This is a genomic window from Streptomyces sp. NPDC028711 (assembly GCF_055565415.1).
Window position 1 is genome coordinate 40322 of sequence record NZ_JBVHUJ010000013.1, and the last position, 21675, is coordinate 61996.

Sequence of the window (21675 nt, forward strand, 5' to 3'; positions counted from 1 at the left end):
CGGTCGAAACCGCTATTCCGGTATCTCGCGCGCGTGCGGCACGATGGGGCCATGGCACCGACGTTTGACCACCCCGGCGAGCAGGCCGCCGCCGACCCCATCAAGCTCCTCGCGATCCGGGAGACCCCGCTCTCCCTCGACGAGGTCTTCCGGGCGGTCGGGGACGACGCCTCCGGCGGCACGACGCTCTTCGTGGGCACCGTGCGCAACCACGACGGCGGCGCGGACGTCGACGCCCTCGGCTACTCCTGCCACCCCACGGCGGAGGCGGAGCTGCGCCGGGTCGCGGAGAAGGTCGTCGCCGACTACCCGGTCCGCGCGCTTGCCGCCGTCCACCGCGTGGGCGACCTCCGTGTGGGCGACCTGGCGGTCGTCGTCGCCGTCTCCTGCCCGCATCGTGGGGAGGCCTTCGAGGCCTGCCGCAAGCTCATCGACGACCTCAAGCACGAGGTCCCGATCTGGAAGCACCAGACGTTCTCCGACGGCACCGAAGAGTGGGTCGGCGCCTGCTGAGCCTCCGCCCCCTGTTCGGGGGTCCCCCCGGCCGGAGGCTGGGGGAGGGTCGGCGCCTGCTGAGCGTCCACCATCCACGCAAGCCGACGCGCCGACACCCCGTAGCCGAACGCCCGATTTGCGTAACCGGCCCCCAAGCGCGAGCGTTGACCTCACGGATGACAGAGTCTGCTGAGCAGCTCACTGGGGATGGGAGGTCGGGATGGCAGCGCTGGCCTGGTTGCTGATTCCGCTTTTCGCAGTCGTCGGCGCGGCGATATGGGGAAGCTGGGCGCAGAGGAACAAGACCATAGGTGACGTGGCGGAGCTCGCCGGTTACGCACGCTTCCGGGACGCGATGGAACGCGCCCACGCCACGACCCCCCTCTCCGCTCGCACGGACCTCGAACCGGCCGCCGCGGCCGGCGGTGTCACCACCTCGCCGTCGAGCTGACGGCCCGCCTCGTACGGACCCGCCCCACGGGTGCACCCACAGACGAGTCCCGTACTGTCGTTCCATGCCACGCCGCACCGCGACGATGCTCGCCTCCACCCTGGTCCTGATCTGTCTGCTCATCGCGGGCGTTCTGATCCCGGTGCCGTACGCGGAGATGAGCCCGGGCCCCACGGTCAACACCCTCGGAGACGCCAGGGGAGAGCCCGTCCTGCAGATCTCGGGACGCAAGACGTACCCGACCGACGGGCACCTGAACATGACGACGGTCCGGGTCACCAGCGCGGACTACAAGATGAACGCCGTCGAGGCCGTCTACGGCTGGCTGGCCCACGACAACGTGGTGGTGCCGCACGACACGCTCTACCCGGACGGCAAGACCGAGGAGCAGTCGAGCCAGGAGAACGCCGAGGAGTTCAGCCAGTCCCAGGAGAGCGCCAAGGTGGCCGCCCTGAGGGAGCTGGGGATCCCGGTGGTCTCCCGGGTCGTCGTGGGCACCGTGGTCAAGGGCTCGCCCTCCGAGGGCAAGCTGCACGCCGGTGACGTGATCAAGGCCGTCGACGGGGTGCCGATCGCCGCGCAGGCCGATGTCGCCAAGCAGGTCACGAAGCGCGAGCCGGGCCAGGACGTCGAGTTCACGATCGTGCCCGCCAAGGAGGCGGCCGCGGCCGAGAAGGCGCGCAGGGAGCCGACCGTCACGAAGAAGGTGGTCATCACGACCACGACGTCCGAGGAGGGCGACCGGGCCGTCGTCGGCATCCAGGCCGGTACCGACCACGTCTTCCCGTTCACGATCGACATCAACCTGGCGGACGTCGGCGGGCCCAGCGCCGGGCTGATGTTCGCCCTCGGCATCGTCGACAAGCTCACCCCGGAGAGCCTCACCGGCGGCCGGTTCGTCGCCGGCACCGGCACCATCGACGACGCGGGCGAGGTCGGCCCGATCGGCGGTATCCAGATGAAGCTGGTCGGCGCGCGGAACGCCGGAGCGGAGTACTTCCTCACCCCGGCCGACAACTGCGCGACCGCCGTCTCGGACACCCCCGAGGGGCTCACCCTCGTCAAGGTCGACACCATCGACGACGCCACGAAGTCCCTGGAGAAGCTCCGCGAGGGCGACACGGCGTCCCTGCCGAGCTGCTCGAAGAGCCCGAAGAACTGAACACGCGCGTGCCGATACGTCGAAGGGGCGTCCGGTCGACACGACCGGACGCCCCTTCCCGTACGGGGGGCGGATCAGGATTCGAAGGTCGCCGCCAGTGCCTCGGCGAGGCCCGGCACCAGGTCGGGGCCGGTCAGGACCTCGGTCGCGGTGTCCTTCTCGCGCAGCCGGATCGCCGCCTCGCGCGCGCCGCCGCGCAGCACGGCCACGGTCATGCGTACCTCCTGACGGTCCGGGTGGGCGGCCACCCACTTGGCGAGCTGCTTCTCGTTGAGGCCCTGCGGGACCTGGGCCTCCGCCGACGGGGGCAGCATGAGCCGCTCCACCGTCATGGCGCAGCCGGCCACGCCCGCGGGCCAGGCGATCGTGCCGAGGAACTCGTCGAGGGGCTTTCCGCGCGGCAGCTTGTCCTGCTCGATCGGGGTGTAGGCGGTGGCGTCGTCACCCAGGCCCAGCTGGGAGGCGAGCGCGGGTTCCTTGGCACGCAGGCGGGCGGTGTCGACAAGGGCGAAGAGACGGGCCGGCTGATCCCAGCCGAGGCCCGCCGCGTACTCGTCGATCTCGAGCACCGCGCGGGTGAGGGGGCTCGCGGCCATCGCCGGGCCGGAGGGGGAAACGTTGGACATGACCAATATCCTGCCTCCTCTTCCCCGGAACACGGGAACTAGGTAAAGCCTCAGTAAGTTGCACCAGTGGGCTCTACGATCGCGGGGCCTGCTTTCAGACGCATCAACATCGAGGGGCGCACGTTGGCTTTCCAGATGCCGGACCGCGGCGGTAGCCCGTCCGGGCCGAGGATGAGAGTCGGCCGGCCGTCCCGGCGGGCCCGTACCTTGCTCATGACCGTCGGGGTGCTGGCCGTTCTGGCCATGGCGTTCGTGATGTTCGCCGGGTTCTGGACGGACTGGCTCTGGTACCGCTCGGTCCAGTACTCGTCCGTGTTCACCACCACCCTGTGGACCAAGATCGGCCTCTTCGCGGTCTTCGGTCTGCTCATGGGCCTCGCCGTCGGCCTGAACATCTGGCTGGCGTACCGGCTGCGGCCGCCGCTCAGCGCGATGTCGCTGGAGCAGCAGAGCCTCGACCGGTACCGGATGGGCCTCGCACCGTTCAAGAAGTGGGTGCTGCTCGCGGTCACCGCCCTGGTGGCGCTGATCGCCGGTGCCTCCGCGTCCGGCCAGTGGCGCACCTGGCTGATGTGGGTCAACGGCGTGAAGTTCGGCGAGAAGGACCCGCAGTTCGGGCTCGACGTGGCGTTCTACGCCTTCGACCTGCCCTGGTACCGCTTCCTGCTCGCCTTCGGCTTCGCCGCCGCCGTCCTGTCGCTGATCGCCGCCGCGCTCACGCACTACCTGTACGGCGGTCTGCGGATCACCAGCCCGGGCGCGCGGGCCACCGCCGCCGCCACCGGGCACCTGTCCGTGCTGCTCGGCGTCTTCGTGTCGCTGAAGGCCGTGGCGTACTGGCTCGACCGGTACGGCCTGGCCGTGAAGTCCAGCGACTTCAAGGCCACCGGGAACTGGACGGGCCTGCGGTACGTCGACGCCAACGCGTACCTGCCGGCGAAGACCATCCTGTTCTGCATCGCGGCGATCTGCGCCGTGCTGTTCTTCGCGACGCTCTGGCGCCGCACCTGGCAGCTGCCGGTGATCGGCTTCGGCCTGATGGTGCTCTCCGCGATCCTGATCGGCGGCCTGTACCCGGCCATCGTGCAGAAGTTCCAGGTCCAGCCGAACGAGCAGGCCAAGGAAGCGCCGTACATCCAGAAGAACATCGACGCGACCCGCAAGGCGTACGCGATCGACGCGACGAAGCCCGAGAACTACTCGGGCAAGTCGACGGTGAAGGCCAAGGACCAGCTGCGGGCGAACGCGGACGGGGCCGCCAGCTACCGCGTCCTCGACCCGAACATCGTGTCGCCGACGTTCCAGCAGCTGGAGCAGAAGCGGAAGTACTACCAGTTCCCGACGACCCTGGACGTGGACCGCTACCAGGGCAAGGACACCGTCGTCGGTCTGCGCGAGCTCAACATCAGGGGCATCCCGAAGCGCAACTGGATCAACGACCACTTCACGTACACCCACGGCTACGGGGCGATCATGGCCTCGGGTACGCAGACGGACGCCAATGGCTCCCCGGTCTTCACCGAGGCCGGCCTGCCGACCAAGGGGACGCTCGGCCCGTACGAGCAGCGGATCTACTACGGCGAGAAGACCGACCAGTACTCGATCGTGGGCGGCCCGCAGAAGGAGCTCGACTACGAGGAGAACGGCGAGAAGACCACCAGCTACAAGGAGAAGAGCGGCGTCAGCCTCTCCAGCGCCTTCAACCGCGCCGCGTACGCGGTGGCCTTCAGTGAGCCGCAGATCCTCTACTCGGGGGCCATCGGCGACGGTTCGCGGATCCTCTACAACCGCACCCCGAAGGAGCGCGTCGAGGCCGTCGCGCCCTGGCTGACCATCGACGGCGACGCCTACCCGGCCGTCGTCGAGGGCCGGATCCAGTGGATCATCGACGCCTACACGACGACCAACGGCTACCCGTACGCCTCGCGCACCACGCTCGGCGACACCACGGCCGACTCGCTGACCGTCGGCAACCAGCAGCGCACGGTCGTCGCCCAGCAGAACCAGGTCAACTACATCCGGAACTCGGTGAAGGCCACCGTCGACGCCTACGACGGCAAGGTGACCCTCTACGAGTGGGACACCGCGGACCCGGTCCTGAAGACCTGGATGAAGGCCTTCCCGGACACCGTCAAGCCGAAGGCCGAGATCAAGGGCGACCTCCTGGAGCACCTGCGGTACCCGCAGGACATGTTCAAGGTCCAGCGCGAGCTGCTGACCCGCTACCACGTGACCGACCCCGCGCAGTTCTACAGCGGCTCGGACGCCTGGCAGGTGCCGGACGACCCGACCAACAAGGAGGGCAACGCGGTCCCGCCGTACTACCTGAGCATGAAGATGCCCGGGGACACGGCGCAGCGCTTCTCGCTGACGACGACGTTCACGCCGAACGGACGCCCCAACCTGGGCGGCTTCATGGCGGTCGACGCCGACGCCACCAGCAAGGAGTACGGCCGGCTGAGGCTGCTGCGGGTCACCGAGGACGTGCCGGGTCCGGCGCAGGTGCAGAGCAAGCTCAACGGTCTGCCCGCGGTCGCCACGTTCGTCCGGGACATGAAGGGCGCCGACTCCGACATCCAGTACGGCAACCTGCTGACCGTCCCGCTCGACGGCGGCTTCCTGTACGTGGAGCCGGTGTACGCCCAGGGACGCAACGCGCTCTACCCGCTCCTGAAGAAGGTCGCCGTGTCGTACGTGGACGCGGACCAGCCGGACGGTGACACGACCAAGGACACCACGGTGTTCGAGGACACCCTCACCGGGGCGCTCAACGCGGTCTTCGGAGTGGACGCCCCCACGGCTCCGCCCACGTCGCCCACGGACCCGCCGGGCACCCCCGAGCAGCCGGTCACCAACGACGCCGCGCTCAAGAAGGCCATCGCCGACGCCCAGAAGGCGTACGACGAGGGCGAGGCGGCCCTGGCGAAGGGCGACTGGGCCGCGTACGGCAAGGCGCAGGACGAGCTCCAGGCGGCCCTCCAGCGGGCAGCGGAGGCCGGAGCGAAGCTGAAGGCGACGGGATCAAGCGGCTGACCTGAGGTTTTCCATCCCGCGTCCGTGGTACTGTTGGTTCACCGACGCGGGGTGGAGCAGCTCGGTAGCTCGCTGGGCTCATAACCCAGAGGTCGCAGGTTCAAATCCTGTCCCCGCTACTCAGAGGATGAGGGCCCGGATCCATAAGGATCCGGGCCCTCGTCGTGTGTCGGCGTGCACGGGGGGTCCGAAGAGCGGTAGGGAGGGGGCGAGTTGGCGTGAGTCGTGTTTGACTTGTCTCTCTGTGGGCATGTCGACAAAACGCTGAGTGACCTCACTGGCTGCGGTATACCAGGTGTGCTCGGGTTGCGGGTGGTGCGACGATGGTATTTATGGGGGACAGGGCAACTCTGTTGGAGACAGGGCGGTTTGTGCAGCGGCACGCCAGGAACGCCGCGGACGAGATCATCGAGGCAGTAGGGGCCGTCGATGCGGCCGTCGACACCACCGCCGAGACCGATGCCGACACCGAGAACGAGACCGAGAGCGAGGCCCGCCACCGACGGGCCGCCGAGCACGGCGACCTCGCCTCGATGAGCGCCCTCGGCGCGCTGCTGCTGCGCCGCGGAGACCTCGACGGCGCCGAGCCCTATCTGCGCGGCGCCACCGCCGAGGGCGACCGGGCCGCCGCCAACAACCTCGGGGTCCTGCTGCACCAGCGCGGGTACACCGAGGAGGCCGCCGGCTGGTGGCGGGTCGCCGCCGTCGCGGGCTCCGCGCCCGCCGCCCACGCCCTCGGCCGCCACCACCGCGAGCGCGGCGACGAGCCGGCCGCCGAGTACTGGCTGCGCCAGGCCGCCGAGCAGGGCCACGCCCTCGGCGCGTACGCCCTCGCCGACCTCCTGGAGCACCGCAGCGACGTCGGCGCCGAGCGCTGGCTGCGCGCCGCCGCCGAACAGGGCCACCGCGAGGCCGCGTACCGGCTCGCCCTCGCCCTGGAGCGCCGCGCCACCGAGACGACCCGCGGACCCCACGACACCGGCACCCGGCTCAGGGTGCCCGGCACGGGCGCCCTCGTGCCCACCGGCGCGAGCGCCACGGGCGCCGCTGCCGGGCGTGCCGTCGGCGAGCCCGGGGGAGAGCCGACCGAGGCCGAGCAGTGGTTCCGGCAGGCCGCCGCGCGCGGCCACCGGCGGGCCGCGCTGCACCTCGGCGCGATCCTGGAGCAGCGGGGCGAGCTCAAGGAGGCCGGCCGCTGGTACCTCAGCTCCGCCAAGGAGGGCGAGGCCAAGGCCGCCTGCGCGCTCGGCTTCCTGCTCCGCGACGCGGGCGACGAGGAGAGCGCCGCCGTGTGGTGGCTGCGGGCCGCCCAGGACGGCGACGGCAATGCCGCCAACGCCCTCGGCGCCCTGCACGCCGCCAGGGGCGAGCAGCAGACCGCCGAGCGCTGGTACCGGGCCGCCATGGACGCGGGCGACGTGAACGGCGCGTACAACCTCGGGCTGCTCTGTGCCGCCCAGGACCGCATCCCGCAGGCCGAGCAGTGGTACCGGCGCGCCGCCTACGCGGGCCACCGCGAGGCCGCCAACGCGCTCGCCGTGCTGCTCCTCCAGGCAGGCGACGCCAACGGCGCGGAGCCCTGGTTCTCCAAGGCCGCCGAGGCGGGCAGCGTGGACGCCGCCTTCAACCTGGGGATCCTCCACGCCGGCCGTGACGACGACCGTACGGCCCTCGTCTGGTACGAGCGGGCCGCCGCCGCGGGGCACACCGAGGCCGCCCTCCAGGTCGGCATCGCAGCCCTCCGCGACGGCGACGAGCGGACCGCCGAGCGGCACCTGCGCTGCGCGGCCGGCGGCGGCAGCGCCGAGGCCGCCTTCCGGCTCGCCTCGGTGCTCGACGCGCGTCGCCCCGACCCCGGCCCCGCCGTCCTCGGCGCGTCCCGGGAGGAGAAGACCGAGTGCGAGGAGTGGTACGAGCGGGCCGCCCAGCAGGGGCACCGGCGTGCCCAGGTGCGGGTCGGCATGCTCGCCGCCGGGCGCGGCGACCTGGCGGAGGCCGACCGCTGGTACCGGGAGGCGGCGGAGGCGGGCAGCCGCAACGGCGCCTTCAACCTGGGGCTGCTCCTCGCCCGCGAGGGCAGTGAGCGGGAGGCCGCCCTCTGGTGGACCAGGGCCGCCCGGGCCGGGCACGGCCGCGCCGCCCTCCGGCTCGCGCTGCTCGCGGCGCGCCGCGGGGAGCTCACCGAGGGGCGCCGCTGGTGTGCCCGCGCGGTGGAGCTCGGGCCGGCGGAGGTCGCCGAGCGGGCGGCCCGGCTGAGCGAGGCGCTGCACCAGGAGCTGACGGCGTAGCGCGTCCGCCGCACCCCCCGCGTTAACGGATTTGCGCTGGTGACGGGGGTCCCGTAGAGTCAGGTTTACCGACGCGGGGTGGAGCAGCTCGGTAGCTCGCTGGGCTCATAACCCAGAGGTCGCAGGTTCAAATCCTGTCCCCGCTACTCAGTAGCAACGAAGGCCCGGATCCGATTCCGATCGGATCCGGGCCTTCGTCGTTGTTCCGTCGTTGTTCCAGGGAATGTGCTCTTCCCTCGCGCAACGCCGCAACCACGCAGAAAGCCCCCGCACCGGCGGGGGCTTTCTGTGTCTGTCGCTCAGGCGGTCGTCGCTCAGGCGGTCGTCGCGCAGCTCGGGCAGATGCCCCGGTACGTGACCTCGACGTTCGAGATCGTGAAACCGAAGCGCTCGGTGTCCGGCAGGTCCGCCAGCGGGTCGCCGCCCGGGTGGACGTCGCGGATCGCGCCGCAGCGCCCGCAGACGAGGTGCTGGTGCGGCCGGTGGGCGTTGGGGTCGTACCGCTTGGCGCGTCCGTCGGTCGCGACCTCCATGACCTCGCCGAGGGTGACCATCTCGCCCAGCGTGTTGTAGACGGTCGCACGCGAGATCTCGGGCAGTCGCGACACGGCGCGCGCGTGGACCTCGTCGGCGGTCAGGTGCACATGGTCCCCGTCGAGGACCTCGGCCACGACACGCCGCTGCGCGGTCATCCGCCAGCCGCGTCCGCGCAGTCGTTCCAACAGGTCACTCATGAGGGCCAGCCTAACAGTCGCGGGACCTTGATCCCGAACGGGTGTGACTTTGGAAGTTCACTTGACTTAGACAATGTCTATCGTAGGATCTGAAACGGCATCGGCCAAGAGGCCCACCGGGCTCGGCCGAAGGACAGGACACGCAGGAATGACGCAGGAGGCGCACGTGACGCAGGGACCGCTCACCACGGAGGCCGGCGCGCCGGTCGCCGACAACCAGAACAGCGAGACGGCGGGCGTCGGCGGTCCGGTCCTCGTGCAGGACCAGCTCCTCCTCGAGAAGCTCGCCCACTTCAACCGTGAGCGCATCCCGGAGCGCGTGGTCCACGCCCGCGGTGCGGGCGCCTACGGCACCTTCACGCTCACCCGTGACGTCTCGCAGTGGACGCGTGCCGCGTTCCTCTCCGAGGTCGGCAAGGAGACCGAGACCTTCCTGCGCTTCTCCACCGTCGCGGGCAACCTCGGCGCGGCGGACGCGGTGCGCGACCCCCGCGGCTGGGCGCTGAAGTTCTACACCGAAGAGGGCAACTACGACCTCGTCGGCAACAACACCCCGGTGTTCTTCATCAAGGACGCCATCAAGTTCCCCGACTTCATCCACACCCAGAAGCGCGACCCGTACACGGGCTCGCAGGAGGCGGACAACGTCTGGGACTTCTGGGGCCTCTCCCCGGAGTCGACCCACCAGGTGACCTGGCTCTTCGGCGACCGCGGCATCCCCGCCTCGTACCGCCACATGAACGGCTACGGCTCGCACACGTTCCAGTGGAACAACGAGGCCGGCGAGGTCTTCTGGGTCAAGTACCACTTCAAGACCGACCAGGGCATCAAGAACCTCACCCAGGCCGAGGCCAACCGCCTCGCCGGCGAGGACCCGGACTCGCACCAGCGCGACCTGCGCGAGGCCATCGAGCGCGGCGACTTCCCGACCTGGACCGTGCAGGTCCAGATCATGCCCGCGGCCGACGCGGCGAACTACCGCTTCAACCCGTTCGACCTCACCAAGGTGTGGCCGCACGAGGACTACCCGCCGATCGAGATCGGCAAGCTGGAGCTCAACCGCAACCCGGAGAACGTCTTCGCCGAGGTCGAGCAGTCCATCTTCAGCCCGGCGCACTTCGTGCCCGGCATCGGCCCGTCCCCGGACAAGATGCTCCAGGGCCGGCTCTTCGCCTACGGCGACGCCCACCGCTACCGCGTCGGCATCAACGCCGACCACCTGCCGGTGAACCGCCCGCACGCCACCGAGGCGCGCACCAACTCCCGTGACGGCTTCCTCTACGACGGCCGCCACAAGGGCGCGAAGAACTACGAGCCGAACAGCTTCGGCGGCCCGTTCCAGACGGACCGTCCGCTGTGGCAGCCGCTCCCGGTCACCGGCGTCACCGGCGACCAGGCGGCGCCGATCCACTCCGAGGACAACGACTTCGTGCAGGCGGGCAACCTCTACCGCCTGATGTCGGAGGACGAGAAGGGCCGTCTCGTCGAGAACCTGGCGGGCTTCATCGCCAAGGTCTCGCGTGACGACATCGCCGAGCGGGCCATCAACAACTTCCGCCAGGCGGACGGTGACTTCGGCAAGCGGCTGGAGGCCGCGGTCCAGGCCCTGCGCGGCTGAGGGCGCTTGCCGTAGGGGGAGCGGGCCGGATTTCCGTACGGGATCCGGCCCGCTTCCGCGTGCCCGCGCGGGCGCCTCAGCCGGCCACGCTGTGCGCCGGGATCCAGCAGCGGATGATGTCGCGTACGGAGACGATGCCGACGGGCCCCCGGTCGTCGAGGACGACGAGGTGGCGGAAGCCGCCGTGGGTCATGGCCTCGGCCGCCTCCGAGAGGGTCCAGGTGGGCGCGGCGAAGACGACGTCGCGGGTGGTGTGGGAGCCCGCCGTCTCGACGTCGGGATCCTGGTCGACGGCGAGGGAGTTGAGGATGTCGCGCTCGGTGAGGATGCCGAGCCCGCCGGCGTCGGTGTCGAGGACGACGGCGGCGCCGACGCGGCGCGCCGACATCAGCCGGGCCGCCTGCCGGAGGGTGTGGGCCGGGCCGATGGTGAGGACGACCGAACTCATGGCGTCACGAACGAGCATGGACGGAGCCACCTCCTTGGTGAACCGCCCCATGGGAATCGGTTCACAAGTTCACAAGGGGAATGATGCTGAGCGTGGCACCGCGCGCGGGGTCTGACAAGGGGGCGCGCGAGGCGCGCCCCGGTGGTGTCGGCGGCGCTCAGCCCTCCGCGTTCTCCTGGTTGAGGTAGCTCAGCAGCTCACCGTGGAGCAGCCCGTTCGACGCGGCCGCGTTGCCGCTGTGCGGGCCGTGCCGGCCGTCGAGCCCCGTGTACGTACCGCCGGCCTCCTGCACCACGACCGCCACCGCGGCCATGTCCCACAGCGAGAGCTCCGGCTCCGCGCAGATGTCCACGGAACCCTCGGCGACCATCATGTACGGCCAGAAGTCGCCGTACGCCCGGGTCCGCCAGCACGCGCGCGTGAGGTCCAGGAAACCCTCGAGCCGGCCCTGCTCCTCCCAGCCGCTCAGCGAGGAGTACGCGAAGGAGGCGTCCTCGAGGGAGGCGACCTTCGAGACCCCGATCCGGGTCGCCGAGGCCAGACTGCGCCCGGTGTACGCCCCCAGGCCCTTCGCCGCCCACCAGCGCCGGCCGAGCGCCGGGGCCGACACCACGCCGACCACCGGCTGGAAGCCGGTCTCGCCGGCCTCCATCAGCGCGATCAGGGTCGCCCAGACCGGCACCCCGCGCACATAGTTCTTCGTGCCGTCGATCGGGTCGATCACCCAGCGGCGCGGGCCCGAGCCCTCCACGCCGTACTCCTCGCCCAGGATCGCGTCCCGCGGCCTGGCCCGCTGGAGCTGTCCCCGGATCAGCTCCTCGGCCGCCTTGTCGGCCTCGCTCACCGGAGTCATGTCCGGCTTCGTCTCGACCTTGAGGTCGAGCGCCTGGAAACGGTCCATGGTGGCCGCGTCGGCGGCATCCGCGAGGACGTGGGCGAGACGCAGATCATCGTGGTAATCGGCCATGGTCGGCACTCTATCCCCGTGCGAACCCCGACCGGAGAACCGTCCACCGGCGCCCTTGACAGGGCGTGAACGGCTGCCGACGCTGGGCGGAGAACCGTTCCCTCCCGGAGGTGCCGATGGCGACCGCCCGCGAGGCCCTGCTCGACGCCGCCCTCGCCGCGCTCGCGCACCGGCCCTGGTCCGCCGTGCGGATGGCCGACCTCGCCGCGGCCGCCCGGGTCTCCCGGCAGACCCTCTACAACGAGTTCGGCAGCAAGGAGGGGCTCGCCCGCGCCCTGGTACGGCGGGAGGCCGACGCCTATCTCCAGGGCGTCCGGGAGCTGCTCGCCGCCCCGGCACCGCCCGAGCGGAACCTGATCGCCGTCGCCGAGTGGATCGTGACCAGGGCCGCCACACGGCCCGTCCTCCGGGCCCTGCTCACCGGCGCCTGGGACGCGCGCCTCCCGGCGCCCCGGCCCGCCAGACCCGGCGCCCGCCCGGCGGCCGTACCCGCCCAGCGCCGCGCCGACGAGGGCCCGCCCGCGCCGGGCGAGCTGGTGGCGGCGACCGCGGCCTGCGCGGGCGAACGGTGGGCGGCGGGCTGCGAACTCGCCGTCCGGCTCGCCCTCAGCCATGTCGTGGCCCCCGCCGTCCCGTACGACCCGCGGGCGGGGACCGACGGTCAGTGCGAGGAGCCGGAGAGCTGGAGTCCGATGACTCCGAGGATCACCAGGCTGATCGAGATGATCTTGAGCGTGGAGACCAGGTCGCCGAGGAAGACCATGCCGTAGATCGCCGTCCCGGCCGCGCCGATCCCCGTCCACACCGCGTACGCCGGACCCACGTCGAGCTTCCGCAGCGCGAGCGTGAGGAGGCCGAAGCTCCCCATGGCGAAGATCGCGAAGGCGATCGTCGGCCACAACCGGGTGAATCCGTGCGAGAGCTTCAGACAGACCGCGAAACCGGTCTCCAGGAAGCCTGCGACCACCACCAGCAGCCACGCCATCGTCAGTGCCTCCCACGCCGTCGGTGACTGCTTCGTCGCACTTGGTGCGATTATGCACTTACCGGTCGCGGTCGGCCGTAAACGCGGACGACTCAGTCGCCCTCGCGTCGCTCCCGCGTCGAGAGGAGCCGCCGCAGCGATTCGAGCCGCGCCGGATCGGCGTGCCCCTCCGCCACCCACGCGTCGAGCGCGCAGTCCGGCTCGTCGTGGCCGCACGCGCGCGGGCAGCCCTCCGTACCCGGCACGAGATCGGGGAACGCCAGGATCACCCGGGACGGATCGACGTGGTGCAGGCCGAAGGAGCGCACGCCCGGGGTGTCGATGACCCAGCCGCCCTCCTTGTCGTTCAGCGGCAGCGCGAGCGCCGAGGTGGTGGTGTGCCGACCGCGGCCCGTGACCGCGTTGACCACGCCCGTGGTCCGCCGCCGGTCCGCCGGCACCAGGGCGTTGACCAGCGTCGTCTTGCCGACACCGGAGTGCCCGACGAACGCGGTCGTCCGCCCCTTCAGGTGCTCGTGCACCCGCTCGGCAGCCACCCCGTCGACGAACTCGTCGCGGGTCGTCACCACGTACGGCACACCGAGCGCGCCGTACATCTCCAGGAGCGCGTCCGGCGGCGCCAGGTCCGACTTCGTGAGGACGAGCAGCGGGGTGAGCCCGCCGTCGTACGCGGCGACCAGGCAGCGGTCGATCAGCCGGGGGCGCGGCTCCGGGTCGGCGAGCGCGGTGACGATCGCCAGCTGGTCCGCGTTGGCGACGACCACCCGCTCGTACGGGTCGTCGTCATCGGCCGTTCGGCGCAGTACCGAGCTGCGCTCACCGATCCGCACGATCCGGGCCAGGGTGTCCTTCTCGCCCGACAGATCGCCGACGATCGAGACCCGGTCGCCGACCACGGCGGCCTTGCGGCCCAGCTCGCGCGCCTTCATCGCCGTCACGAACCGGTCGTCGACCAGACAGGTCAGCCGGCCGCGGTCCACGGTGAGGACCATGCCCTCGACGGCGTCCTCGTGCTTCGGGCGGAGGGTCGTCCGGGGACGGGTGCCCTTGCGGTTGGGCCGCTGGCGGATGTCGTCCTCGTCGGTGTGCTTGCCGTAACGCCGCATGGTTCAGACCCCGAGCATTTCGGTCCACATCGTCGGGAAGTCGGGCAAGGTCTTCGCCGTCGTCGCCACGTCCTCGATCTCGACGCCCTCGACCGCGAGGCCGATGATCGCGCCGGCCGTCGCCATGCGGTGGTCGTGGTACGTGTGGAAGACGCCGCCGTGCAGCGGGCGCGGGCGGATGTGGAGACCGTCCTCGGTCTCGGTGACGTCACCGCCGAGCTCGTTGATCTCCTTGGTGAGCGCCGCGAGCCGGTCCGTCTCGTGCAGCCGCAGATGAGCGACCCCGCGCAGCGTGGAAGGCGAGTCGGCGAGGGCCGCGACCGCAGCGATGCCCGGCGTCAGCTCACCGACCTCGCCCAGGTCCACGTCGATGCCGTGGATCCGGCCCGTGCCGGTGAACGTCAGACCCGCGTCGGTCAGCTCGCAGGAACCACCCATCTCGGTGAAGATCTCCCGCAGCGCGTCACCGGGCTGGGTGGTCCGCGCGGGCCAGTCCGGGACCGTCACCCGGCCACCGGTCACCAGGGCGGCCGCCAGGAACGGCTGCGCGTTCGACAGGTCGGGCTCCACGACCAGGTCCCGGCCGCGCAGCGCCGACGGCGACACCCGCCACACGTCCGGCGCGCCGCCGTGCTCCGGCTCGTCGACCTGGGCACCGACCGCGCGCAGCATGTCGACGGTCATCCGGATGTGCGGCAGCGAGGGAAGCCGCGTCCCCACGTGCCGCACCTCGACGCCCTGGTTGAAGCGGGCACCGGAAAGCAGCAGCGCGCTGACGAACTGGGAGGACGAGGAGGCGTCGATCTCGACCGTGCCGCCGTCCAGACCGCCGGCGCCGTGCACGGTCAGGGGCAGCGCGCCCCGGCCGTCGTCGTCGATACGGGCGCCGAGCGCGCGCAGCGCGTCGATCACGCCGTGCAGCGGGCGCTCGTGGGACCGCGGGTCGCCGTCGAAGCGCACCGGGCCGTCGGCGAGCGCCGCGACCGGGGGCAGGAAGCGCATGACCGTGCCGGCGTTGCCGACGTCGACGGTCGCGGGGCCGTGCGGCGGGGACGGGATGATCCGCCAGGCCTCGCCGGAGTCCTCGGGGCCGCCCCCGACGGAGGAGCTGGACGACACGGTCTCGTCGATCCGCACGCCGAGGGAACGGAGCGCCTCGGCCATCAGGAGGGTGTCACGGGAGCGCAGCGGGCGGCGCACCCAGCCGGGCTCGGAGGCCAGCGCGGCGAGGACGAGGGCCCGGTTGGTGACCGACTTCGAGCCGGGCACGGTGACGGTCGCGTCGACGGCGCCGCGGGCGTACGGAGCGGGCCAGAGGTCGGTGGACGGGTCGGTGTGCGCGGAAGCAGCTGCGGTCATGGAACTCACTGTACGGGGGAGTCAGTAGCCCAGGAGCCAGCGACCGCCGCCGATCAGGGCCGAGATCGACACCGCGTGGAAGAAGAACAGCCACACGCCGGCGGGCACATGGGTGAGCCGCGACAGCTGGTCCGCGTCCGAGTCGGGGGCACCACCGCGGCGCCGTTTCGACTGGAGCTCGAAGACCGGCCGGACGCCGCCGAGGAGCAGGAACCACACCACCGCGTAGGCGAAGACCGACTGGACCTCGGGGGCGGTCAGCCAGGAGACGAGGAGGAAGGTCGCGCCCGTCAGGACGACGGTGAGGACCCCGTACGCGTTGCGGACCATCACCAGCATCGCGAGGAGCAGGGCGGTCGCGACCCACAGCAGCAGGGTGACCCGGTGGACGCCGAGCAGGGCGGCGCCGCCGAGGCCGAGCAGCGGGCCCGCGGGATAGCCGGCGGCCAGGGTGAGGACCACTCCGAGCCCGGTCGGGCGGCCCCGGCTCACGGTGAGACCGCTGGTGTCCGAGTGCAGCCGGATCGCTTCGAGGCGCCGCCCGGTCGCGAGGGCGAGGAGCCCGTGGCCGCCCTCGTGGGCGATGGTGATCGCGTTGCGGGCGAGCAGCCAGACGCGGCGGGGCACGGTGACGGCGAGCGCGGCGACACCGGTGGCGATCACCAGCCACTCGGCCGGGGCGTCCTGCGGGCTGAAGAGGTCCAGCGAGAGGTCCATCGTTCGGGCCGCTCCTCGGGGGGTCGGGGATCGTGGCAGTCTGGCACGTATGTGCGGACGGTATGCAGCGAGTCGGCGGCCCGAGGACCTCGTCGACGTCTTCGGCGTGGAGAAGTGGGAGCCGGAGGAGACCCTGGCCCCCGACTGGAACGTGGCCCCCACCAAAGAGGTCTGGGCCGTTCTGGAGCGTCCTCTGAAGGACGCCGGATCACCCCGTCCGGTTCGCCAGCTGCGCGCGCTGAAGTGGGGCCTCGTACCGTCCTGGGCGAAGTCGCCGGAGGGCGCCGCCCGCATGATCAACGCGCGCGCGGAGACCCTGGACGAGAAGCCCTCCTTCAAGCGGGCCTTCGCCGCCCGCCGGTGCATCCTGCCCGCCGACGGCTACTACGAGTGGGTCACCGGGGCGGGGGAGCGCGACCTGGAGGTCGAGGGGAAGAAGAAGCGGCCCAGGAAGCAGCCGTACTTCGTGACCCCGGCCGACGGCTCCGTCTTCGCGATGGCCGGGCTCTACGAGTTCTGGCGCGACCGGACCCTCCCCGACAACCACCCCTCCGCGTGGTGGGTGACCTGCTCCGTGATCACCACCGAGGCGGAGACCGGGCCGCTCGGCGTCTCCCCGGCCGAGGGCCCGCACTCGCTCGCCGACATCCACCCCCGGATGCCGCTGATGCTCACCGAGGAACGCTGGGACGCCTGGCTCGACCCGGCGCGCACCGAACCGGAGGAACTGCGCGGACTGCTCGCCCCGCCGCCCGGGGGACTGATGCGGGCCTACCCGGTGGCGACCGCGGTCAGCAACGTCCGTAACAACGGGCCCGAGCTGCTGAAGGAACTGGAGGGCCCGGAGATCGCGACGCTGTTCTGACCGGGCGGGGCGCTGTTCCGAAACCGCCGTCCCGGGTGCGATCGCGGCAGGATGGGTCCGTGACCGACGTGACACAGTACGAGACCGTTTCCACCGACGCCGGCGAGGCCCGCGTCACCTGGTGCGAGGGGACGAAGCCCTGGGCCGTCCTCGCCCTCGGCCACGGAGCCGGCGGCGGCGTCGAGGCCCGCGACCTCCAGGCCCTGGCCGGCGCGCTGCCCGCGCGGGGCGTGACCGTCGCCCTCGTCGAGCAGCCCTGGCGGGTCGCCGGCAAGAAGGTCGCGCCCGCGCCGAAGACCCTGGACACCGGCTGGCGCGGCCTCTGGCCCGCCCTCGCGCGGCCCGGCCTCCCCGTGATCGCCGGCGGCCGCAGCGCCGGCGCCCGCGTCGCCTGCCGCACCGGCCGGGAGCTCGGCGCCCTCGCCGTCCTCGCCCTGAGCTTCCCGCTGCACCCTCCGGGCAAGCCGGAGAAGTCCCGCGCCGACGAGCTCCTCGGCACCGGACTGCCGACGCTCGTCGTCCAGGGCGGCAACGACCCCTTCGGTCGGCCCGACGAGTTCCCGGACGGCCCGTACGAGCTCGTCGAGGTACCGGGCGGCGACCACGGCTTCGCCGTGCCCAGGCGCGCGGCCCTCGGCCAGGACGAGGCCCTCGCCGCCCTCGTGGACGGCGTCACCGCGTGGATCACCGGCCTGCGCTGAACCGCTCGCCGTACCGGGAATGTCGAGCCCGTGACCGCTGTTGTCACAGAGCGTCGGTGTGAGAGCAAAGGAAGAGGTGTCCGTCGTATGGGTTCGACCATCTGCCCGGAGCGTGCGCAGGGCGCTGACCTCGACTGGACAGTGCTGCCCGCCCCCAAGGGTGCCCAGATTCGGGCGGCGGGCGGAGCGGTTCCTCGTCTATCCTCCGAAACGAGCGGGTCCGCCCTCGGGCTCGCCGCCGCGCTGGAGGAGGTGGGTCCGGTCACTGGGACCGACACAGGGACCGACGACGGCCCCGAGGAGACGACCGAGGAGCGCAACGCGCGCTTCGAGCGGGACGCCCTCGGCTACCTCGACCAGATGTACTCGGCCGCGCTGCGCATGACGCGCAACCCCGCGGACGCGGAGGACCTGGTGCAGGAGACCTACGCCAAGGCGTACGGATCCTTCCACCAGTTCCGCGAGGGCACGAACCTCAAGGCGTGGCTGTACCGCATCCTCACGAACACCTTCATCAACTCGTACCGCAAGAAGCAGCGCGAGCCCCAGCGCAGCGCCGCCGAGGAGATCGAGGACTGGCAGCTCGCCCGCGCCGAGTCGCACATGTCGACCGGACTGCGCTCCGCCGAGTCGCAGGCCCTCGACCACCTCCCGGACTCCGACGTCAAGGAAGCGCTCCAGGCGATTCCCGAGGAGTTCCGCATCGCCGTCTATCTCGCCGATGTCGAGGGCTTTGCGTACAAGGAGATCGCGGACATCATGGGGACACCCATCGGTACGGTGATGTCCCGACTGCACCGGGGCCGCCGCCAGCTGCGCGGCATGCTCGAGGACTACGCCCGCGACCGCGGGCTGGTACCCGCGGGCGCCGGAGAGTCGTCGAACGATCTGAAAGGCTCGGGCTCATGAGCTGCGGAGAGCCGCACGAGACGGATTGCTCAGAGGTCCTGGATCATCTCTACGAGTTCCTCGACCATGAGATGCCCGACAGCGACTGCAACAAGTTCGAGGTGCACTTCGAGGAGTGCTCCCCGTGCCTGGAGAAGTACGGACTCGAGCAGGCGGTGAAGAAGCTCGTCAAGCGCTGCTGCGGCAGTGACGACGTCCCCACCGACCTGCGCGCCAAGGTCATGGGCCGGATCGACCTCATCCGCTCCGGGCACGCGGTGCCCGAGCAGGACATCACGGTGACCGTGCCGACGACGCCGGCGCCCGCGCAGGCTCAGGCCCAGACTCCGGCTCCCCAGGAGTAGACCCCTCCGGCAGAGGGAACGAGGCCGTCGCGGCACGAACGCGGCGGCCTCGGCCGTAAGTCAGCTTGTATCACCCGATGGTGCGAATCAGCGCCACAGCGCCGCCCCCGGACGCCCCACTCGCTAGCGTGGCGGGCGTGATGGGCGTGAAGGTCATTCCGCGAGCTGCCCGCGTGTACATCGGCTGCGCTCTGCTCGGCGCCGGGGCCTGCGTCCTGCCCGCCCTGCACCCCGGCGCGTCCACCCCCTGGGTCACGGTCGCCCTCCTCGCCGCCCTGTACGCGCTCTGCGAACTGCCCGCCGGCTGCCCGCTCCTGGGCCGCGCCCTCGGCGGCGCCCTCCCCATGGGCACCGGCTCCTTCTTCCCCGTACTCCTCGCCGCCGCCCTGCTCCTGCCGCCCGCCGCCGCCGCGCTCACCGCCCTGCCCGGCAGCCTCCTCGCCCGCGTCGACGAACCCCCGGCCGCACCCCGCCGCGCCTGGCGGGCAGCCGCCACCGCCCTCGCCCTCTGGGCCGCCGCCCACGCCGCCGCGGCCCTGAACTCCGCCGACGCCCTCGGACACGGCCCCGACGCCCCCGACTTCCCCTACGCGCTGCTCCCCGCGGGCGCCGCCGCGCTCACCTTCTGCCTGGCCCTGACCGCACTCGACGGCGGCATCCGGGCCACCGCCGACGGACTCCCGCCCCGCGCCGCCTGGCGCGGCCTGCTCGGCCGGGCACTCGCCCCGCACGCCGTCCACGGGCTCGCCGGACTCATGATGGCCGTCCTCTGGCGCAGCACCTACGGACCGGTCTCGGCGCTCTTCGTGCTCCTCCCCATGTACATCTCCTGCTGGGTCTTCGCCCAGTACCACCGCGAACGGGCCGCCCACCAGGCCACCATCCGCGCGCTCGTCCAGGCCGTCGACATCAAGGACCGCTACACCCGCGGCCACAGCGAACGCGTCGGCCACGCCTCCGTCCTGATCGCCCGTGAGCTGGGCATGACCGACGACAGACTCGACGTCGTACGGTTCGCCGGCATCCTCCACGACGTCGGCAAACTGGGCGTCCCCACCCGGGTCCTCCGCAAGGACGGACCGCTCACCCCGGAGGAACGCCGGATCATCGAACTCCACCCCGAGTACGGCCACGAGATGGTCCGGGGCATCGGCTTCCTCGGCGAGGCACGGGACGCGATCCTCCACCACCACGAACGCATGGACGGCAGCGGCTACCCGTACGGGCTGCACGGCGACGACATCCCCGAGTGCGCCCGGGTCGTTGCCGTCGCCGACGCCTTCGACGCCATGACCTCCACCCGCTCCTACAGCCGCGCCCGGCCCGTGCCGACCGCCGTCGCCGAGCTGGAGCGGTGCGCCGGCACCCACTTCGACCCCCGGATGGTCGGCGCGCTGGTCCGCGCCCTCGAACGGCACGGCTGGCAGCCCGCCGTCACCGCCGACGAGACGACCGGGACACCCCAGCGGCCGGACCAGCTCCCCACGCCGCGCGCAGCGGACCCCGCCGCCCTGCCCGCCCGGTCGAAGGAGCGCGCATGAGGCCCGGGGCCGTCACCGTCGGCGCCGTCCACGGAGCCGCCCTGCTGCTCAGCCTCGCCGGCTTCGGCTCCACCCTCTGGTACGGCGTCGCCGAACCCGGCAACGCCCTCGCCTTCGGCACCGTCGTCCTCCTCGGCGAGCTCGCCCGCTGGGGTGCCGCCCCCGACGAACGGGAACCCGCCCCGCTCGGCGCCGCCGGAGCCCTCGCCTACGCCCTCCTCGGAGCCAGCGCCGGCACCGCCACCACCCACGGCGTCCTCCAGATCGTCGCCGTCGTCGTCGCCGCGGGGCTCGCCGGGATCGTCCCCCACATCGCCAGGGGCCGTGGTCCCGGCCTCGACCACCTCGCCCGCCGCGTCCTCACCGTCGGCTTCACCGCGCTCTGCTTCCAGCCCCTCTACAACGCCGGAGCCGTCGTCGACCACCTCGGCCACGGCCCGCCGTACGCCCTCTTCCTCGTGCTCCTGCTCGTCCTGACCGCCCTCTGCGACGCCGTGCTCGCCTCGCTCCTGCTCCGCGCCCGCACCGGCTTCCCGTACGGCCCCCTCCTCCGCGACGAACTGCGGGCCCTCCTCGGCATCGGCTCCGCCGTCTGCGCCACCGGCGCCGTCATGGCGCTCGGCGTGGCCGCCGCCGGGCTCTGGGCGCTGCCCGTGCTCGCCGTACCGCTGCTCCTCACCCAGGTCTCCTTCCGGCGGTACGCGGCCGTCCGCACCGTCAACCGGCAGACCATCGCCTCCCTCGCCCGCGCCACCGAGATCGCCGGCTGCACCCCGCCCGGCCACGCCCGCCGGGTCGCCGCCCTCAGCGCCGCCGTCGGACGCGATCTCGGCCTCTCCGGGGCCGAGCTGACCGTCCTCGAACACGCGGCGCTCATGCACGACATCGGACAGCTCTCCCTCGTCGACCCGGTCGCCGACGGCGCCACCGCCCTCCTCCCGGCGGACGAGCAGCGCCGGATCGCGCTGCTCGGCGGCGAGGTCGTGCGCAGGACCGGCGTCCCCGCCGCCGTCGCCGTCATCGTGGAGCGGCAGGCCGATCCGTACCGCGAGCAGCCGCTGCCCGCCCGCATCGTCCGGGCCGTGAACGCCTACGACGACCTCGCGGGCGGCGAGAGCGCGGGCGCCGCCCTCGACGCCCTGGAGCGGCTCAGGCTCGGCACCGCCCGCGACTATCACCCGGATGTCGTCGAATGCCTGGCCAGAGTCCTGGCACGGGGCGGAGCGGCTGGGGTGACCTCCGTCGCCACTGGGTAACCCATGGGTAATAAGCGCGCGTCCGACCGGGCATGGTTGGATGCGAACAAGAGGGTGAAGCGACCGGCAG

At 72.0% G+C, this 21675-nt stretch carries 21 protein-coding genes and 2 tRNA genes; 15 read left to right on the forward strand and 8 right to left on the reverse strand.

Features of this window, described 5'->3' with window-relative positions; translation table 11 throughout:
* Positions 1-51 precede the first annotated feature (51 nt).
* The 3 genes from ACZ4VK_RS31545 (at position 52) to ACZ4VK_RS31555 (ending at position 2108) form a co-directional block, all read left to right on the forward strand.
* Positions 52-513: a molybdenum cofactor biosynthesis protein MoaE gene (locus ACZ4VK_RS31545; protein ID WP_389683559.1), complete on the forward strand. Its 462-nt coding sequence runs from the start codon at positions 52-54 to the stop codon at positions 511-513.
* Positions 514-811: 298 nt separating this feature from the next.
* Positions 812-946 (forward strand): hypothetical protein, encoded by a 135-nt coding sequence (locus ACZ4VK_RS31550; protein ID WP_468360222.1) that lies wholly within the window; start codon positions 812-814, stop codon positions 944-946.
* 64 nt (positions 947-1010) lie between these two features.
* Complete coding sequence (locus ACZ4VK_RS31555; RefSeq protein WP_468359628.1) at positions 1011-2108, forward strand: YlbL family protein; 1098 nt, start codon at positions 1011-1013, stop codon at positions 2106-2108.
* A gap of 74 nt (positions 2109-2182) precedes the next feature.
* Here ACZ4VK_RS31555 and ACZ4VK_RS31560 read toward each other — a convergent pair whose 3' ends face one another.
* The gene (locus ACZ4VK_RS31560; RefSeq protein ID WP_030320796.1) at positions 2183-2734 is read right to left on the reverse strand and encodes a PPA1309 family protein; all 552 of its coding nucleotides are present in this window, start codon (positions 2732-2734) and stop codon (positions 2183-2185) included.
* Positions 2735-2869: 135 nt separating this feature from the next.
* Between ACZ4VK_RS31560 and ACZ4VK_RS31565 the strand changes: the two genes are divergently transcribed.
* From ACZ4VK_RS31565 to ACZ4VK_RS31580, 4 genes are all read left to right on the forward strand, one after another.
* Positions 2870-5767 (forward strand): UPF0182 family membrane protein, encoded by a 2898-nt coding sequence (locus ACZ4VK_RS31565; RefSeq protein WP_468360182.1) that lies wholly within the window; start codon positions 2870-2872, stop codon positions 5765-5767.
* Positions 5768-5812: 45 nt separating this feature from the next.
* A tRNA-Met gene (locus ACZ4VK_RS31570) sits at positions 5813-5886 on the forward strand.
* Between the two features lie 204 nt (positions 5887-6090).
* Positions 6091-8055, forward strand: a complete 1965-nt coding sequence (locus ACZ4VK_RS31575) for a tetratricopeptide repeat protein (RefSeq protein WP_468359631.1) — start codon at positions 6091-6093, stop codon at positions 8053-8055.
* A gap of 72 nt (positions 8056-8127) precedes the next feature.
* Positions 8128-8201, forward strand: a tRNA-Met gene (locus tag ACZ4VK_RS31580).
* A 168-nt stretch (positions 8202-8369) separates the two neighbouring features.
* Here the strand turns inward: ACZ4VK_RS31580 and ACZ4VK_RS31585 are convergent.
* Complete coding sequence (locus ACZ4VK_RS31585; protein WP_468359634.1) at positions 8370-8789, reverse strand: Fur family transcriptional regulator; 420 nt, start codon at positions 8787-8789, stop codon at positions 8370-8372.
* A 148-nt stretch (positions 8790-8937) separates the two neighbouring features.
* Between ACZ4VK_RS31585 and ACZ4VK_RS31590 the strand changes: the two genes are divergently transcribed.
* Positions 8938-10407: a catalase gene (locus ACZ4VK_RS31590; protein ID WP_468359637.1), complete on the forward strand. Its 1470-nt coding sequence runs from the start codon at positions 8938-8940 to the stop codon at positions 10405-10407.
* 76 nt (positions 10408-10483) lie between these two features.
* On the opposite strand, the gene ACZ4VK_RS31595 is transcribed toward ACZ4VK_RS31590, so the two are convergent.
* A complete protein-coding gene (locus tag ACZ4VK_RS31595; RefSeq protein WP_468359640.1) occupies positions 10484-10873 on the reverse strand; it encodes a CBS domain-containing protein in 390 nt (129 codons plus the stop codon).
* Positions 10874-11012: 139 nt separating this feature from the next.
* Positions 11013-11822 carry a histidinol-phosphatase gene (gene hisN, locus ACZ4VK_RS31600; RefSeq protein WP_468359643.1) on the reverse strand — a complete coding sequence of 270 codons (810 nt, stop codon included), beginning with the start codon at positions 11820-11822 and terminating at the stop codon, positions 11013-11015.
* Positions 11823-11938: 116 nt separating this feature from the next.
* Between hisN and ACZ4VK_RS31605 the strand changes: the two genes are divergently transcribed.
* Positions 11939-12592 (forward strand): TetR/AcrR family transcriptional regulator, encoded by a 654-nt coding sequence (locus ACZ4VK_RS31605; RefSeq protein ID WP_468359646.1) that lies wholly within the window; start codon positions 11939-11941, stop codon positions 12590-12592.
* Here the strand turns inward: ACZ4VK_RS31605 and ACZ4VK_RS31610 are convergent.
* The 4 genes from ACZ4VK_RS31610 to ACZ4VK_RS31625 form a co-directional block, all read right to left on the reverse strand.
* Positions 12484-12807 (reverse strand): DMT family transporter, encoded by a 324-nt coding sequence (locus tag ACZ4VK_RS31610; protein WP_468359649.1) that lies wholly within the window; start codon positions 12805-12807, stop codon positions 12484-12486. The two genes, ACZ4VK_RS31605 and ACZ4VK_RS31610, sit on opposite strands and share 109 nt — an antisense overlap.
* Positions 12808-12899: 92 nt before the next feature.
* Complete coding sequence (gene rsgA / locus ACZ4VK_RS31615; protein WP_468359651.1) at positions 12900-13913, reverse strand: ribosome small subunit-dependent GTPase A; 1014 nt, start codon at positions 13911-13913, stop codon at positions 12900-12902.
* A gap of 3 nt (positions 13914-13916) precedes the next feature.
* A complete protein-coding gene (aroA, locus tag ACZ4VK_RS31620; RefSeq protein ID WP_468359654.1) occupies positions 13917-15272 on the reverse strand; it encodes a 3-phosphoshikimate 1-carboxyvinyltransferase in 1356 nt (451 codons plus the stop codon).
* 21 nt (positions 15273-15293) lie between these two features.
* A complete protein-coding gene (locus ACZ4VK_RS31625; protein WP_468359657.1) occupies positions 15294-15989 on the reverse strand; it encodes a M50 family metallopeptidase in 696 nt (231 codons plus the stop codon).
* A 49-nt stretch (positions 15990-16038) separates the two neighbouring features.
* On the opposite strand from ACZ4VK_RS31625, the gene ACZ4VK_RS31630 reads away from it, so the two are divergent.
* The 6 genes from ACZ4VK_RS31630 to ACZ4VK_RS31655 all read left to right on the forward strand — a co-directional run bounded on the left by ACZ4VK_RS31630 (position 16039) and on the right by ACZ4VK_RS31655 (position 21605).
* Positions 16039-16854: an SOS response-associated peptidase gene (locus ACZ4VK_RS31630; protein WP_468359660.1), complete on the forward strand. Its 816-nt coding sequence runs from the start codon at positions 16039-16041 to the stop codon at positions 16852-16854.
* Between the two features lie 68 nt (positions 16855-16922).
* A complete protein-coding gene (locus tag ACZ4VK_RS31635) occupies positions 16923-17555 on the forward strand; it encodes an alpha/beta hydrolase family protein (RefSeq protein WP_468360185.1) in 633 nt (210 codons plus the stop codon).
* A 252-nt stretch (positions 17556-17807) separates the two neighbouring features.
* A complete protein-coding gene (locus ACZ4VK_RS31640) occupies positions 17808-18464 on the forward strand; it encodes a sigma-70 family RNA polymerase sigma factor (protein WP_030207302.1) in 657 nt (218 codons plus the stop codon).
* Positions 18461-18808, forward strand: coding sequence for a mycothiol system anti-sigma-R factor (gene rsrA, locus ACZ4VK_RS31645; protein WP_468359663.1), 348 nt, complete (start codon positions 18461-18463; stop codon positions 18806-18808). The genes ACZ4VK_RS31640 and rsrA overlap by 4 nt, the downstream gene beginning before the upstream one ends.
* A gap of 146 nt (positions 18809-18954) precedes the next feature.
* Complete coding sequence (locus ACZ4VK_RS31650; RefSeq protein ID WP_468360188.1) at positions 18955-20349, forward strand: HD-GYP domain-containing protein; 1395 nt, start codon at positions 18955-18957, stop codon at positions 20347-20349.
* A complete protein-coding gene (locus ACZ4VK_RS31655) occupies positions 20346-21605 on the forward strand; it encodes an HD-GYP domain-containing protein (protein WP_468359665.1) in 1260 nt (419 codons plus the stop codon). Before ACZ4VK_RS31650 ends, ACZ4VK_RS31655 begins: the two co-directional genes overlap by 4 nt.
* Positions 21606-21675: the final 70 nt, after the last annotated feature.

Coding starts and splice junctions, on each gene's coding strand:
- ACZ4VK_RS31545 (WP_389683559.1), top strand. CDS start 52: ATGGCACCGACGTTTGACCACCCCGGCGAGCAGGCCGCCGCCGACCCC.
- ACZ4VK_RS31555 (WP_468359628.1), top strand. CDS start 1,011: ATGCCACGCCGCACCGCGACGATGCTCGCCTCCACCCTGGTCCTGATC.
- ACZ4VK_RS31560 (WP_030320796.1), bottom strand. CDS start 2,734: ATGTCCAACGTTTCCCCCTCCGGCCCGGCGATGGCCGCGAGCCCCCTC.
- ACZ4VK_RS31565 (WP_468360182.1), top strand. CDS start 2,870: ATGCCGGACCGCGGCGGTAGCCCGTCCGGGCCGAGGATGAGAGTCGGC.
- ACZ4VK_RS31575 (WP_468359631.1), top strand. CDS start 6,091: ATGGTATTTATGGGGGACAGGGCAACTCTGTTGGAGACAGGGCGGTTT.
- ACZ4VK_RS31585 (WP_468359634.1), bottom strand. CDS start 8,789: ATGAGTGACCTGTTGGAACGACTGCGCGGACGCGGCTGGCGGATGACC.
- ACZ4VK_RS31590 (WP_468359637.1), top strand. CDS start 8,938: ATGACGCAGGAGGCGCACGTGACGCAGGGACCGCTCACCACGGAGGCC.
- ACZ4VK_RS31595 (WP_468359640.1), bottom strand. CDS start 10,873: ATGCTCGTTCGTGACGCCATGAGTTCGGTCGTCCTCACCATCGGCCCG.
- hisN (WP_468359643.1), bottom strand. CDS start 11,822: ATGGCCGATTACCACGATGATCTGCGTCTCGCCCACGTCCTCGCGGAT.
- ACZ4VK_RS31605 (WP_468359646.1), top strand. CDS start 11,939: ATGGCGACCGCCCGCGAGGCCCTGCTCGACGCCGCCCTCGCCGCGCTC.
- ACZ4VK_RS31610 (WP_468359649.1), bottom strand. CDS start 12,807: ATGGCGTGGCTGCTGGTGGTGGTCGCAGGCTTCCTGGAGACCGGTTTC.
- rsgA (WP_468359651.1), bottom strand. CDS start 13,913: ATGCGGCGTTACGGCAAGCACACCGACGAGGACGACATCCGCCAGCGG.
- aroA (WP_468359654.1), bottom strand. CDS start 15,272: ATGACCGCAGCTGCTTCCGCGCACACCGACCCGTCCACCGACCTCTGG.
- ACZ4VK_RS31625 (WP_468359657.1), bottom strand. CDS start 15,989: ATGGACCTCTCGCTGGACCTCTTCAGCCCGCAGGACGCCCCGGCCGAG.
- ACZ4VK_RS31630 (WP_468359660.1), top strand. CDS start 16,039: ATGTGCGGACGGTATGCAGCGAGTCGGCGGCCCGAGGACCTCGTCGAC.
- rsrA (WP_468359663.1), top strand. CDS start 18,461: ATGAGCTGCGGAGAGCCGCACGAGACGGATTGCTCAGAGGTCCTGGAT.
- ACZ4VK_RS31655 (WP_468359665.1), top strand. CDS start 20,346: ATGAGGCCCGGGGCCGTCACCGTCGGCGCCGTCCACGGAGCCGCCCTG.